The sequence below is a fragment of the Sphaerotilus sulfidivorans genome, from assembly GCF_013426975.1.
Classification (GTDB): domain Bacteria; phylum Pseudomonadota; class Gammaproteobacteria; order Burkholderiales; family Burkholderiaceae_C; genus Sphaerotilus; species Sphaerotilus sulfidivorans.
On the sequence record NZ_JACCPY010000059.1, the window covers coordinates 1 to 12,345 of the forward strand.

Here is a 12,345-nt window from a genome sequence, read left to right on the forward strand (position 1 = left end):
GCGCGGCGGCGCCTCAGGCAGCAACGGCTCCAACTTCTCCCACAGCGCAGCGCTGACTTCCTTGTCTTTCATCAGCCTTCAACGATTCAGACAGCGATGGCGACGACTGTGTTTTGTTAGCCGCTCTTATGGGTGAAGCAAAGCTGCGAGGCACGCTTGCCGTGCGGACCAAGGAGGCCATCGAGCGCAACAAGCGCGCGCTCGTGGATTCGCTGGGCCCGCGCGACCCCGTCGGAGACGCCATCCTTAGGCGCGGCCTCGAGGCAATCCAGGCTCAGTTCGAGCCCGTGGAATGGCAGACCAGGCGGGATGCCATCCTCGCGGCGCTGCAACCCATCGGACAGCATGGCCCCGACTTGGCGACTGCGGCATCAATCCGCGTGCGAGCTGACGAAATTGGGTGGTACGTCTTCCTCTGCGAGCAGGCTCTGGACGATCCACTCTGCGTGGACGTGAGCCAGGCATCGCGCGCCCTGCCATTCATCCATTCGCTCGGCGCGCGCTGGCAGTACGCCGATCGAGTTGCCGGCATTCAGGAGAAGCTGCGCGAACTTGTCACCAAGTACAAGGCGGACCCCGACGGCGTTATTTTCGAGATTCTGGTAGCCCTCTCCTACGCTGAGATGGGCTACGACGTCGAGATGCTGCCGCAGGCTCCGCCAGCCAAGAGCCCGGACCTGAAGGTCAGCTACGGCAACTTCGAGCTTTTTGTAGAGTGCAAGCGGTTGTCTCGTCGATCGGAATATGGAGAAAAGGAACGCAACGAGTTCCTGCGCGTCTGGGACGCCGCATCGGCATTCCTTGCCGAAAATGGCCAGTGGATCTGGTTCGATGCAAAGTTCCACGTCGAGGCGTCGTCACTGCCCACCGGGTACTTGCTCGACCTGTTCAAGGCAAAGTTGCCCTTGAAGGGTAGCGAAGAGGTGCTGGTCGACAGTGCTGAGGCCACCATCCGGGCGCGGACCATCAACCATCGGCGAGTTCATGACCACCTGAGCCGGTGGAGAGTCAAGTACCCATCCGCACAGCTCTCAGTGCTCCTGGGCGCCGATTGGGCACCTCTTAACTCGGAGGTCACATTGCTTTCGGCGAGCAAGCGCTCAGAGATCAACGGGTGTGAGGCCGGTGTGCTCGGCACGTTCATTGAGTCGATGGACTGGGCGTGTGGGATGACGCGCGTCTTTGATGCCGAGGAGTCGATCGAACGAAAGGCCAGGGATGTCAAGAACCGGCTGAGCCAAGCGGTCCAGCAACTGCCGACTGGGGCAGCTTCGGTTGTTCACATCGGCTTAGAGACCCTAGAAGGACACGATATCGAGCGGCGCCGCACCGAGAAGGTCATGGCATCAATGCCCGAGTTCGTGACGGACAAGCCGTTGGTGGCCGTTCGCGTGCACTTGATTCAGGCCAACCAGACGCTCGACAAGCTCTGGGAGCTTGACGAAACCGTTCAAAAATTCCAGCCCGATTCCCTGCCGATTTCTCTCGACGGCTTGATCCCGAGCCAAGTTCTCATCCCCGGCCACGTTCCCATGCGTGACGGTGCGCATTGGGACACACAGAACAACTAAAGGAGCAACCGCTTCACAGGCTATGCCCTTGGGCATTGACCGGCGGGAGTCGGCTACCGAAGACTCCGGCACCTGCAAGCTGCAGTGCGTCGGTCACTGCCCGTTACGAAATCTGTTAGCAGTCACTTGTGCGTGTAGCTTGGCTGCTATGCCGTCGAGTGACCGCTGATGGCCGATCAGCGGCCATTCGATGCAGGTGTTCTTGAATGGCTGCTGACGGTCAACGCTGCCGCTAGGCAGGATCAGCCGCGAGCGACCGAATTCAGTCTGAAGCGGCCACCCTTTTGCATGCCAAGCTCCAATGCACCCCTTGCCGCCACACCTCATCCAGCCACTGGCGCCTGCCGCCCGACCCACGCCCGCCACCCCCCGTACCCCGTGATGTCGGTCGCGCCCGCCAGTGCCCCCTCCTCGCAGATGAAGCCCGGCACCACGCTGCCGTCCGCCAGCCGGGTCTTGCCAATCCCCAGCGGCGCGGGAATCGCAGCGACGAAGCTGCCGAACTCCCGCGCCGGCAGCTCCCACACCTCGACCTCGATCGCGCGGCCCAGCGGGTCGCCCGGGGCGTGGACGAGCGCCGGCCGCAGCAGGCGCTGGCCGGCGGGCGTGACGATGGGCGGCAGCGCGTACAGGCGGTGATCCGGCGTGGTGGTGGTGCGGGTGATCAGGCGCGCGCCGCGGCTGGTGAGCTGGCCGTTGAGCGGCTGGCCTTCGAGGTGGGCGCCGCAGACGGCCACGCGCAGCTGGCCTGAGGGCACGGCCGGCGTGATGGGCTGCGCGGCCGGCAGCGGCTGGCCGGTGGCGCCCAGCGTGGCGGCGCGGCCCTGCAGCGCGGCCTGCCAGCGGCGGGCCAGGTGCAGCAGCGGCACGTCCTGGTGGGCCGGCGCGCACAGCGTCACGCCGTGCGGCATCGGCGCGGTGGCTCCGGGTCGCGTGACGAAGCCGGTCGGCACCGCCACCGCGGCCCAGTCCAGCAGGTTCATGAAGTTGGTGTACAGGCCCAGCTCGCTGTTGCGCGCGATGGGCTCGGCCAGCATGGCCTCGATCGTCGGGTGGGTTGGGGCGGTGGGCGTCAGCAGCGCGTCGACCTGACGCCAGATCTGCGCGGCCTGGCGCTGCAGCGCTTTCAGCCGGTACTGCGCGGCGAAGGCATCGGCGGCCAGCGGTCGGGCGCCGCGAACCCGGTTCATCACCGCACCATGCCTGCGCAGCCAGGGCCGCTGGATGGGCATGCCCGGTGCGAGCAGGCACCGGGCTTGTGCGGTCGGGTCGGGTGCGGTCTGGTTTGAACGTTCAAACCGGATCGCCCGACGCAGGCTCGCCCAGGGTCTTCAGCAACTGCTCCAGCCCCTGCGCGAAGGCCTCGCGGTGCTGCGGCGCCAGCTGCAGCGAGAGCTGGATGCGGCCGTCGCGGCGGCGGTAGTAGCCGCGCGCCTCGGCGCTGTCGTAGACCTGGTGCGCCGGCCAGGCGGGGGCGGCCTTTTTCTCGGCCGGGGCGGCCTCGCGGGTCTGGGCACGCAGCTCGCGCACCCGGTCGAGCAGCCAGCGCACCGGCAGGTCGTCCGGGTGGGTCGCGAACTCGGTGGCCAGCTCCAGCGCCGCCGCCTCGCCGCAGGCCTCGTGCAGCCGGTGCAGCTCGTAGGCGACCCGCGAGCCGAACTTCTGCGGATGCGCGCGCACGAGGTCGAGCACGCCGGCCGGCAGCTTCGCGTAGGCGCGCAGGAAGGTCATCATCGACTTGTGGAAGCCGCCGCGGCGCGCCAGCTCCTCGGCGGTCTCGCCGTCGGCCAGCAGCTTCTCGTGGAACATCGCGCGGTCGTAGTCGGACTGCTGCTCTCGACCCTCGTTCTGCTCGTAGCCGAACCAGGCGGCCTCGCGCAGCGACAGGCCCTCGTGGATCTCGGCCAGCAGCGTGTCGAGCGCGCCGTGCACCCGGCAGGCCTGAACCCGGGTCCAGCCGTCGCAGATGAGGTAGCGCCCGGGCGTGTCCGGGTTCGGGATCACATGGATCGGATCATGCTGACCCTGCGCCCGCAGGTCGTCGGCGCGCTCGCGGATCATGCGCTCGGTGTAGATCTCGCGCGGCGCCAGCGGGTGGGCGTCGATCAGGTCGACGGCCAGGTGGACCAGCCGGCGCCCGGCCGGCGCCACCGAGCGGGGCGCGTTCGAGAAGGCCGGCATCGGCATCGGCGGGCGGCCGTCGTTCGGGAGGATGAGTCTCTGCTTGGTCATGATGCGGTGCGGCGGCGGGCGGCGGCCAGGGCCAGGATGCGGCCGTGCAGATGCTCGGCGAACAGGCGGTATTCCTTCGACGGATGGCAGGTGGGCTTCTGCAGCGTCAGCGGCAGGTAGCTGTCGAGCGACTTCGGAAATTCCTCGGAGGCCGAGATCGCGCAGGGCGCGATCAGGTCGCGGTACTGGTTGAGCTGGGTCTGCATCCGGCCGATGCGCGCGAGCTGCGGTGCGTAGTGGGTCGGCAGGATGATCAGCTCCGGGCGCACATGGTAGGCGGCGTCCAGGCCGTCGATCTCGCTCATCAGCTTGGTCAGGCCCTTGACGCTGAAGGCGTCGAGCCGGATCGGCGCGATCACCAGATCGGCCGCGGCGATCGCGGCGGTGCTGGTGAAGCTGACGCTGGGCGGGCAGTCGAAGACGATCACGTCGTAGACCGACAGGTCCAGCCCCGGCGTGGCGCCGGCCAGCGAGGCGGCGATCAGCTGGCGCAGGTAGAGCTCGCGCTGGCCCTTGGCATTGGCCAGCGCCGGCTCGATGTCGCCCAGGAAGGTGTCGGCCGGGATCAGGTGCGGCCCGTGCTCGCCGAAGGGCTTCTTGATCACGCCCGCGGGCAGGGTGCGCACCGGCTGGTTGCGCTGGCGCCCCTCCAGGAAGGGCATCAGCACCGAGGCGAAGGTGTCCTGCACGATCGCCGCCGGCGCCACGCCGTAGGCCTCGGCCTCGTCGAGCGTCAGGTCGGGCTCGTAGCCCATCAGCTGGGTGGCATTGGCCTGCACGTCCAGGTCGACCAGCAGCACCCGCAGGCCCAGCAGCTGCAGATGCAGCGCGGTCTCGACGCTGGTGGTGGTCTTGCCGGTGCCGCCCTTGATGACGTCGACGGTGACGACGACCGGGCCGCTGCCGGCGGCCGGCGCCTTCACATAGTTCTGCGCGCGGCGCCACTGCGCCAGCCGGAACAGGGTGTCAGGCTCGAACACCCGCACCGCCGGTGCCCCCGGCGTCAGGTCGGAGGCGCGGCGCACCGCGATGCCGGCATGGTCGGCATAGCCGCGCAGCGTGTTGTCGGTGACGCCGAGCAGCGTGCCGGCGGCACGCAGCCGGTAGAGCAGGCTGTCGGCCTGGGCGAAGGTGGATCGCAGAGTCATGGCCCGTCGGATCTTGGGAAGGGACGATGGGCTGGAATGTAGATGATCGCTTTGCTGAATGCAATGTTCATTGGTAGGTGAATCATGTGAATCAATGTTTTTGCCTAACAATGAAATCTGATTGAGAAATGGCTTCGGCCGATTTTTGGCAATCAAGAATACTAACGGCAATGCGATTGCGCTCTGGCTTCCGGCCCCGCGCGAGGACGAGGCCTGCACGCCCAGGTGCCTCAGATTCGCTGCACGAACTCCGCCACCGCCGGGCGCGGCCGGATCGGCCGGCTGCGCTGCGGCGTGCCCAGGCTGATGAAGCACACCGGCTGCTCGCCCTCGGCCAGGCCGAAGGCCTGGTGCATCAGCGGCACATGCAGCGCCCGCCCGCTCGACAGACCGCTGCCGAAGCCGCGTGCCCGCGCTGCCAGCAGCAGGTTCTGCACCGCGCAGCCCAGCGAGAACACCCGCTCGAAGGCCGGCACCTCCGGATCGTCGGCCCGCAGGTCGACGATCGCCATGATCAGCACCGGTCCGCGAAAGGCCTTGATCCGCGCATCCTCGAGCTGATCGGGCAGCGCCTGCGGATCGCGCTGGCGCAGCGCCTCGACGAAGACCTCGGACAGGCGCTGGCGTGCCGCCTCGCCCAGCACCAGGAAGCGCCATGGGCGCAGCTGATGGTGATCGGGCGCGGCGGCTGCGGCGGCAAACAGCGCATCCAGTTCGGCCTCGTCCGGCCCGGGCGCCTCCAGATGCTTCGGGCCGATGTGCTGGCGGGTGTGGATCAGGGCGTCGCACATGTCGATCAGGGTGGTGTCATCGGTCACGGGGGTCTCGGTGCAGGGGGGTGTCGATGGAGGAGAGCGGAGCCAGTGTGGCCGCGCCCACCGGGCAGCCGGCAAGGCAGTCGCCGCAACCGGTGCAGGCCGACAGATCCAGGCGCAGCTGCATGATGCCGCCCAGCGCGGGCACGACCCTCACCGCACGGGTGTCGCAGGCTTCCGCGCACAGGCGACATTCGATGCGTTGGTGCATCAGGCAGGTCGAGCCAATGTGAAGCTGCAGCGGTGCCGCTGGCGGTCCTGAAGGCTCGGGCCGGCGCCGACCCGGATCGGCCAGGCGACGCAGGAAACCTCGGCGGGTGTCGGGGCGGTCGGGGATCATCGGATGTCCTGGCGGGTTCGGGCGTCACGCGGTGCTGCGCGCGGATCCTCGCCGGCGTCGAGCCGGCGCAGCGCCTCGTCGAGCGCCTGGCGGTCGGCGCTGCCGGGTGCGTACTGCGCCGACAGCCGCTTCAGGCCCTGGCGGGCCGCGGTCGCGTCGCCCCGGTCGAGCGCGGCCAGCACCCGCATCATCAGCACCGCCGGATGCTCCGGCGCCAGGGCCATCGCCTGCGCCAGCAGCTCGCGTGAGCGGACATCGAAGTGGTGGTCGTCGGCGAGGATGCGGGCCTCGATCCAGTCGGCCAGCAGCTCCGGGTCCTGCACCGCGCGTGTCGCGGCCTTCTCGTAGGCCGCGGCGGCCTCGCGGTGGCGGCCGGTGACCTTCAGCGAGCGCGCCAGCATCAGCCAGCCGTCGACGTCGCCGCCATCGCGCTCGAGCCGCGCGGCCAGGCGCTCGACCATCGACTCGACCGCGTCGGCGCTGTCGGGCGCACGCCGGGCCGGATCGAGCGCCACCGGGTGGCCGAGCGCGACATAGAGCGCAAGCAGGGCCAGCGGCGCGCCCAGGCCGGGTGCGAGTGCCTGCCAGGCGCGGCGGCGCGGTGCCTCCGGGTGGGCTGGGTCGCCGGCCGCCACCAGGCTGGCGCCGAACAGCGCAGCCAGCACGGTCGCCACGCCCAGGAAGGGCAGCAGCCAGTCGGGCAGCAGCATCGCGCTCACGAGGCGGCTCCCTGCGGATCGCGCAGCCGCCGCCACAGCAGCAGGCCGCCGCCGAGCAGCAGCGCCGGCGGGCCCAGCCACAGCAGCAGCGTGCCGGCGCGCAGCGGCGGCCGGTAGGTGACGAAGTCGCCGTAGCGCTCGACCAGGAACTCGATGATCTGCGCATCGCTGTCGCCGGCGGCGACGCGCTGCGCGATCTCGCGCTTGAGGTCGAGCGCCAGTGGCGCGTTCGAGTCGGCCAGCGACTCGTTCTGGCAGACCAGGCAGCGCAGCTCGGCGGTCAGCGCGTGCATGCGGTCGGCATCGACGTCGGACGGCGGCGTGGCCGCGCCAGCCCGGCCGGCGCCCAGCGCCGCCGCCAGCCCCAGCAGCAGCGCGGCGCAGGTGCGACGCGCGCTCACGAGCCGATCCCTAGCCGCGGCAGCAGCTCGCGCGCGATGATCTCGGGCGTCAGTGCGCCGACGTGGCGGTGCAGGATCACGCCCTGCGCGTCGATCACGAAGGTCTCGGGCGCGCCGTAGACGCCCAGCTCGATCGCCATGCGGCCGTCGGCATCGACCAGCGACATCGAGAACGGATCGCCCAGCCGCGCCAGCCAGTCGCCGGCATCGGCGGCGCGGTCCTTGTAGTTCAGGCCGACGAGCTGGTCGGCGCGGCCCTGCGCGCGCAGCGTCGCCGCCAGCGACATCAGCGCCGGATGTTCCTCGCGGCAGGTGCCGCACCAGGAAGCCCAGAGGTTGACGATGCGTGCGCGCCCGCGCCACTGGGCCGGGCCGACCGGCGCGGCCGCCGCGTCGCCCAGCACCGGCAGCGTCACCGCCGGCCAGGGCTTGCCGATGCGGGTCGAGGGCAGCTCGTGCGGATCGCGGGTCAGGCCGATGGCCAGAACGCCCAGCAGCGCGAGCGCGCCGAGGCCGGCCAGCCAGGGCAGCAGACGAGGGCGGGCCGGGCGAGGGCCGGCAAGGGGGGCGTTCATGCAGTTCTCTCCTCAAGGGCTCGGGCAGGTGCGGCATGGCGGGCGGTCGCCCGGTGCCGGTGCAGCCGACGCGAGGCCGCGGCCAGCAGTGCGCCAGCACCCATCAGCGCCACGCCGATCCAGATCCAGCGGATGAAGGGCCGGTACTGCACCCGCAGACCCCAGGCGGCCTGCGCACCGCTGCCGACCTGCTCGCCCAGCGCGACATAGATGTCGCGGGTCAGGCCCCAGTCGATCGCCGACTCTGTCATCGGCATGGCCGAGCCATCGTAGGCGCGTTTCTCGGCGTTCAGCACCACGGGCGTCCGTTCGGGGCAGTCCAGAATGAAGCGCGCGGTCAGCGCGCGGTAGTTCGGGCCGCTGGCGGTGCCGCTGGCCTCGAACTGCAGGCTGCAGCCGGCGATGCGATGGCTCTGGCCCGGCGCCAGACGCACGTCGCGCTCGATGCCGTAGGCGTTGACCATCGCCACGCCGCAGGCGAACAGCGCCACGCCCAGGTGCGCCAGCCCCATGCCGGCGCCGCTGGCCTCAAGTCGCAGCCAGCGGCCGCCGCAGCGCTCGTGCAGGGTCTGCAGCGTCGCGATCAGCAGGCCGGTGGCCAGCCACAGCGTCAGCGCGGCGCCCCAGCTGATCCGCGCGAAGCCGGCCTCGAGCAGCAGCGGCAGCGCCACCGCTGCCGGGCCCATCACCAGCACCACCGGGCGCAGCCGGCGCCACAGCGCCGGGCCCTCGTCTCGGCCCCAGCGCAGTCTTGTGGCCGGAATCATCAACAGCAGCGCCGGCAGCAGCAGCGGCGCCATCACCGCGTCGAAGTAGGGCGCGCCCACCGACAGCTTGCCCAGGCCGAGCGCGTCGACCGCCAGCGGATAGAGCGTGCCCAGCAGCACGCTGGCGCAGGCCACCAGCAGCAGCAGCGCGCCAGCGGCCAGCGCGCCCTCGCGCGACAGTGGCGAGCGTGCGCCTTCTTCCGTCCGGCCGCCGGTCCGTGCGCCGCCGAGCCGGTCCATGCCCTGGAAGCCCAGCGGCAGCGACACCGCCAGCGTCAGCGCGATCAGGGCCAGCAGGGTGCTGCCGCGGCGCGGATCGGACGCAAACGCGTGCACCGATGTCAGCACGCCGGAGCGCACCAGGAAGATGCCCAGCAGAGCCAGCACGAAGCCGCCGATCGACAGCCAGGCGGCGGCCTGCACGAAGCGGCCACGCAGGTCCTGCGCGGCCTGCAGATGCAGCAGCGTCGCCAGCACCAGCCAGGGCATCAGCGAGGCGTTCTCGACCGGATCCCAGAACCACCAGCCGCCCCAGCCCAGCTCGTAGTAGGCCCACCAGGAGCCCAGCGCGATGCCCAGCGACAGGAAGGCCAGCGCCGCGGCGGTGAACGGACGCAGCCGCCGCGCCAGGCCGGCGGGCTCGCCCCAGGCCAGCGCGGCCAGCGTGGCGGCGAAGGGCAGCGCGGTGCCGACATAGCCCAGATAGAGCAGCGGCGGGTGCAGCACCAGACCGGGATCCTGCAGCATCGGATTGAGTCCGCGGCCTTCCGGGGCTGCCGGCAGCAGTCGCACGAAGGGGTTGGAGGTCAGCAGTACATAGCCGCACATCGCCAGCGACACCGCGCCCAGCACCCCCAGCGTGCGCACCGCATGGGCCCGCGCAGCCTCATCGCCCGGGGCGCCGAGCTGCCAGCCGGCCAGCACGCTCCACAGCGCCAGGATGGCGCACCACAGCAGCATCGAGCCCTCGTGACCGCCCCAGACCGCCGAGACCGCGTACAGGCGCGGCATCGTCGTGTGGCCGTGCGCGGCGACATAGGCCAGCGAGAAGTCGTTGTCGTGAAAGGCCAGGCCCAGCGCGGCCAGCGCGCCGACCAGACCGATGAGCTGCCAGCCCAGCGCGGTGGCGGCCAGCCGGGGCAGCGGCCGCGGCTGCAGCCCGGCGAGCATCTGCACCGCCGCGGCGACCGTGGCCAGCATCAGCAGCAGGTGACCGATCTCGCCGGTCATCGTGCGCCTGCCTGGCCGGCGTCCGGCGCGTGCACGCCCGGCGGCATGTAGTTCTCGTCGTGCTTGGCCAGCACCTCGGTGGCCACCAGCGTGCCTGAGGCGTCGATGCGACCCTGCGCGATCGCGCCGCGGCCGGCGGAGAACAGGTCGGGCAGCACGCCCTCGAAGACCACCGGCAGCGTATGCGGGCCGTCGGCGAGCACGAAGCGCACCTTCAGGCCCTCGGCGGCGGCATCGCGTGCGATCGAGCCGGGCTGAACCAGTCCACCCACGCGCAGCAGTGCGCCGCGCTCGGCCTGGCCGGCGGCGATCTGCGTCGGCGTGACGAAGAAGACCAGATTGCTGCGGAAGGCGCCGAGCGCCAGCGTGACACCGGCCGAGGCCAGCGTCAGCCCGGCGGCGACCAGCGCGAGACGGCGGTGGCGGGGTTTCATCGGAGCTCCTCGGCGGCGTTCATGTCAGGGCGCTGGCGGCCGGCGCGTCGCGCCAGCGCGATCTGCTCCAGCGCCAGGGTCGCGGCGCAGATCGCCACCGCCGGCCAGACCACGTCGCCGTGGCGGCCCATCGCGACGAAGGCCGCCCAGTCCGGCCACCACGGCCGCAGCGCGGCGAGCAGCCCGCCCCAGATCGTGTCGTTCATGCGTGTTCTCCCGCCGCGTCCTGCTCGGCCTGCAGCCAGCGCGCCTGCGCCTGGCGCTCGGCGATGATCAGCCGCACCCGGGCGAAGGCGCTGGCTGCGGTCCATGCCCAGGCGGCTGCGCACATCAGCAGCAGCGCCGCCAGCATCGACGGCGCCATCGCCGCCTTGCCCGGCGCGATCGTCGCGCCCTGGTGCAGCGTGTTCCACCACTGAACCGAGAAGTAGATGACCGGCAGGTTCAGCACGCCCAGCAGCGCGAGCACCGCGCAGGCGCGGTCGGCGCGCTCGCGGCCCTCGTGCGCCTGCAGCAGCGCCAGATAGCCCAGATAGAGAAAGAACAGCAGCAGCGAGGAGCCCAGCCGCGCGTCCCACACCCACCAGGTGCCCCACATCGGCTGGCCCCAGAAGGCGCCGGTCACCAGGCTGAGCAGCGCCATCAGCGCGCCCGAGGGCGCCAGCGCATGCGCCATCATGAAGCTGCTGCGGGTCTTCCAGACCAGTCCGACGCCGCCCCACAGCGCCATCAGCGCGTAGACGAACATGCTCATCCAGGCCGCCGGCACATGCAGGTAGATCAGCCGGTAGCCCTCGCCCTGCACCGCGTCGGCCGGGCTGGCGACGAAGCCCAGCCACAGCCCCGGCAGCAGCAGCAGCGCGGCCAGCGCGCGCAGCGGCCCGACCAGCCGGCCGGCCAGCGCATGCAGCCGCATCGGGCTGGCGAAGTGGAAGATCCACGGCGCCCAGCGCAGGCCGGGCCGGCGCGCCGGGGCCAGGGCCATCGGGGCAGAGATTCGCGTGTCCATCGTTCCTGTCCTTGTCGTGCGGCGTTCATTCCTCGGCCGCGGCCGCGCGCAGCGCCGCCGCGCCCAGCGGCGGGCAGGCCAGCATCGCCATCGCCAGCATCGCGCCGAGCAGCTGCAGCTCGGCCGCGAACGGGCGGCCGGCCTGGGCGGCATGTACCGCCATCGTTCCGAACACCAGCGCCGGCACCGCCAGCGGCAGCACCATCAGCATCGCCAGCAGCGCCGCGCCGCGCAGCCCGGCGGTCAGCGCCGCGGCCACGCCGGCCACCGCCACCAGCACCGCGCTGCCCAGGGCCAGCGAGCCCAGCAGCACCGGCAGCGCCGCACCGCCTAGCCCGAACTGCAGCGCCACCAGCGGCGCGGCCAGCAGCACCGGCCCGGCCGCGAGCAGCCACTGCACCGCCATGCGTGCGCCTACCAGCAGCGCCAGAGGCGGGCCGTCGTCGGTGCCGGCCAGCACGCACTGGTCGATCCAGCCGCCGCGCAGGTCGTCGTGGAAGAGCCGCCCGCAGGCCAGCAGCACCGCCAGCAGCGCCGCCACCCACAGCACGCCCGGCCCGAGCAGGCGCAGCGTGGCGCCCTCCGGCTGCAGCGACAGCGGAAACAGCGCCGCCACCATCACGAAGAAGCCCGCATGCCAGAGCAGCTCGGCGGGCTGGCGCAGCGCCAGGCGCAGCTCGCGGCGCACGGTGGCGCGCAGCGGGCGCGACCAGCCGCCCTGCGCCGGACGGTCTGGCGTCATGCCCGGCCTCATGCCCGGCCTCCGGGCGGGGCCAGATCGAAGGGCTCGCAGGCCGGAAAGCCCTCGGGCAGCGCGCCGTGCGAGCTCAGCAGCAGCGCGCCGCCCGCGGCCAGATGGGCCTGCGCACGCACGGCCAGCCGCTCGCAGGCGGCGCGGTCGAGCGCGTCGAAGGGCTCGTCGAGCAGCCACAGCGGCCGGGGGGCCAGCTGCAGCGGCGCCAGCGCCAGACGCCGGCGCTGGACCGGCTCGCCTTCGTGCACCAGACGGTGCGCGAGGCCGCGCTCAGCCGCAGCACGCCTGCAGGCTGATGCCATGCAGCCGCTCGTTCCACCGGCAGTGCACGATCGTGCCCGCACCGGCCG

The 12,345-nt window shown here is 71.4% G+C and carries 15 protein-coding genes; 1 reads left to right on the plus strand and 14 read right to left on the minus strand.

Annotation, left to right across the window (positions count from 1 at the left end; translation table 11 throughout):
- Nucleotides 1–161 precede the first annotated feature (161 nt).
- Nucleotides 162–1,571, plus strand: a complete 1,410-nt coding sequence (locus tag HZU84_RS19370; RefSeq protein ID WP_149505548.1) for a hypothetical protein — start codon at nucleotides 162–164, stop codon at nucleotides 1,569–1,571.
- A 323-nt stretch (nucleotides 1,572–1,894) separates the two neighbouring features.
- Here the strand turns inward: HZU84_RS19370 and HZU84_RS19375 are convergent, their stop codons facing one another.
- From HZU84_RS19375 to HZU84_RS19440, 14 genes are all read right to left on the minus strand, one after another.
- The gene (locus HZU84_RS19375) at nucleotides 1,895–2,803 is read right to left on the minus strand and encodes an allophanate hydrolase-related protein (protein ID WP_149505547.1); all 909 of its coding nucleotides are present in this window, start codon (nucleotides 2,801–2,803) and stop codon (nucleotides 1,895–1,897) included.
- A gap of 61 nt (nucleotides 2,804–2,864) precedes the next feature.
- Nucleotides 2,865–3,803, minus strand: a complete 939-nt coding sequence (locus HZU84_RS19380) for a ParB/RepB/Spo0J family partition protein (RefSeq protein WP_149505546.1) — start codon at nucleotides 3,801–3,803, stop codon at nucleotides 2,865–2,867.
- Nucleotides 3,800–4,951, minus strand: a complete 1,152-nt coding sequence (locus HZU84_RS19385; RefSeq protein ID WP_180693099.1) for a ParA family protein — start codon at nucleotides 4,949–4,951, stop codon at nucleotides 3,800–3,802. Before HZU84_RS19385 ends, HZU84_RS19380 begins: the two co-directional genes overlap by 4 nt.
- A 230-nt stretch (nucleotides 4,952–5,181) precedes the next feature.
- On the minus strand, nucleotides 5,182–5,769 hold the full coding sequence (locus HZU84_RS19390; RefSeq protein WP_244954578.1) for a nitroreductase family protein: 588 nt from the start codon (nucleotides 5,767–5,769) through the stop codon (nucleotides 5,182–5,184).
- Entirely contained in the window at nucleotides 5,759–6,106 is a 348-nt protein-coding gene (locus HZU84_RS19395) for a 4Fe-4S dicluster domain-containing protein (protein WP_149505545.1), read from the minus strand. Before HZU84_RS19395 ends, HZU84_RS19390 begins: the two co-directional genes overlap by 11 nt.
- Entirely contained in the window at nucleotides 6,103–6,816 is a 714-nt protein-coding gene (locus HZU84_RS19400) for a tetratricopeptide repeat protein (protein ID WP_420821138.1), read from the minus strand. Before HZU84_RS19400 ends, HZU84_RS19395 begins: the two co-directional genes overlap by 4 nt.
- Before the next feature lie 5 nt (nucleotides 6,817–6,821).
- The gene (locus HZU84_RS21040; RefSeq protein WP_251676664.1) at nucleotides 6,822–7,226 is read right to left on the minus strand and encodes a cytochrome c-type biogenesis protein; all 405 of its coding nucleotides are present in this window, start codon (nucleotides 7,224–7,226) and stop codon (nucleotides 6,822–6,824) included.
- On the minus strand, nucleotides 7,223–7,801 hold the full coding sequence (locus HZU84_RS19410) for a DsbE family thiol:disulfide interchange protein (RefSeq protein ID WP_244954577.1): 579 nt from the start codon (nucleotides 7,799–7,801) through the stop codon (nucleotides 7,223–7,225). The genes HZU84_RS21040 and HZU84_RS19410 overlap by 4 nt, the downstream gene beginning before the upstream one ends.
- Nucleotides 7,798–9,798, minus strand: a complete 2,001-nt coding sequence (locus HZU84_RS19415; protein ID WP_149505543.1) for a heme lyase CcmF/NrfE family subunit — start codon at nucleotides 9,796–9,798, stop codon at nucleotides 7,798–7,800. Before HZU84_RS19415 ends, HZU84_RS19410 begins: the two co-directional genes overlap by 4 nt.
- Nucleotides 9,795–10,232: a cytochrome c maturation protein CcmE gene (gene ccmE / locus HZU84_RS19420; protein ID WP_149505542.1), complete on the minus strand. Its 438-nt coding sequence runs from the start codon at nucleotides 10,230–10,232 to the stop codon at nucleotides 9,795–9,797. Before ccmE ends, HZU84_RS19415 begins: the two co-directional genes overlap by 4 nt.
- Nucleotides 10,229–10,438 carry a hypothetical protein gene (locus tag HZU84_RS19425; RefSeq protein WP_149505541.1) on the minus strand — a complete coding sequence of 70 codons (210 nt, stop codon included), beginning with the start codon at nucleotides 10,436–10,438 and terminating at the stop codon, nucleotides 10,229–10,231. Before HZU84_RS19425 ends, ccmE begins: the two co-directional genes overlap by 4 nt.
- Complete coding sequence (ccmC, locus tag HZU84_RS19430; RefSeq protein WP_435531871.1) at nucleotides 10,435–11,241, minus strand: heme ABC transporter permease CcmC; 807 nt, start codon at nucleotides 11,239–11,241, stop codon at nucleotides 10,435–10,437. The genes HZU84_RS19425 and ccmC overlap by 4 nt, the downstream gene beginning before the upstream one ends.
- 25 nt (nucleotides 11,242–11,266) lie before the next feature.
- Nucleotides 11,267–11,983 carry a heme exporter protein CcmB gene (locus HZU84_RS19435; RefSeq protein ID WP_149505540.1) on the minus strand — a complete coding sequence of 239 codons (717 nt, stop codon included), beginning with the start codon at nucleotides 11,981–11,983 and terminating at the stop codon, nucleotides 11,267–11,269.
- An 8-nt stretch (nucleotides 11,984–11,991) separates the two neighbouring features.
- Nucleotides 11,992–12,297, minus strand: coding sequence for an ABC transporter ATP-binding protein (locus tag HZU84_RS19440; protein ID WP_180693100.1), 306 nt, complete (start codon nucleotides 12,295–12,297; stop codon nucleotides 11,992–11,994).
- Nucleotides 12,298–12,345: the final 48 nt, after the last annotated feature.

Excerpts from the sequence above, each read along its gene's own strand:
- HZU84_RS19375 (WP_149505547.1), bottom strand. The coding sequence starts at position 2,803 with ATGCCCATCCAGCGGCCCTGGCTGCGCAGGCATGGTGCGGTGATGAAC.
- HZU84_RS19380 (WP_149505546.1), bottom strand. The coding sequence starts at position 3,803 with ATGACCAAGCAGAGACTCATCCTCCCGAACGACGGCCGCCCGCCGATG.
- HZU84_RS19385 (WP_180693099.1), bottom strand. The coding sequence starts at position 4,951 with ATGACTCTGCGATCCACCTTCGCCCAGGCCGACAGCCTGCTCTACCGG.
- HZU84_RS19395 (WP_149505545.1), bottom strand. The coding sequence starts at position 6,106 with ATGATCCCCGACCGCCCCGACACCCGCCGAGGTTTCCTGCGTCGCCTG.
- HZU84_RS19400 (WP_420821138.1), bottom strand. The coding sequence starts at position 6,816 with ATGCTGCTGCCCGACTGGCTGCTGCCCTTCCTGGGCGTGGCGACCGTG.
- HZU84_RS19410 (WP_244954577.1), bottom strand. The coding sequence starts at position 7,801 with ATGAACGCCCCCCTTGCCGGCCCTCGCCCGGCCCGCCCTCGTCTGCTG.
- HZU84_RS19415 (WP_149505543.1), bottom strand. The coding sequence starts at position 9,798 with ATGACCGGCGAGATCGGTCACCTGCTGCTGATGCTGGCCACGGTCGCC.
- ccmE (WP_149505542.1), bottom strand. The coding sequence starts at position 10,232 with ATGAAACCCCGCCACCGCCGTCTCGCGCTGGTCGCCGCCGGGCTGACG.
- HZU84_RS19425 (WP_149505541.1), bottom strand. The coding sequence starts at position 10,438 with ATGAACGACACGATCTGGGGCGGGCTGCTCGCCGCGCTGCGGCCGTGG.
- ccmC (WP_435531871.1), bottom strand. The coding sequence starts at position 11,241 with ATGGACACGCGAATCTCTGCCCCGATGGCCCTGGCCCCGGCGCGCCGG.
- HZU84_RS19435 (WP_149505540.1), bottom strand. The coding sequence starts at position 11,983 with ATGACGCCAGACCGTCCGGCGCAGGGCGGCTGGTCGCGCCCGCTGCGC.
- HZU84_RS19440 (WP_180693100.1), bottom strand. The coding sequence starts at position 12,297 with ATGGCATCAGCCTGCAGGCGTGCTGCGGCTGAGCGCGGCCTCGCGCAC.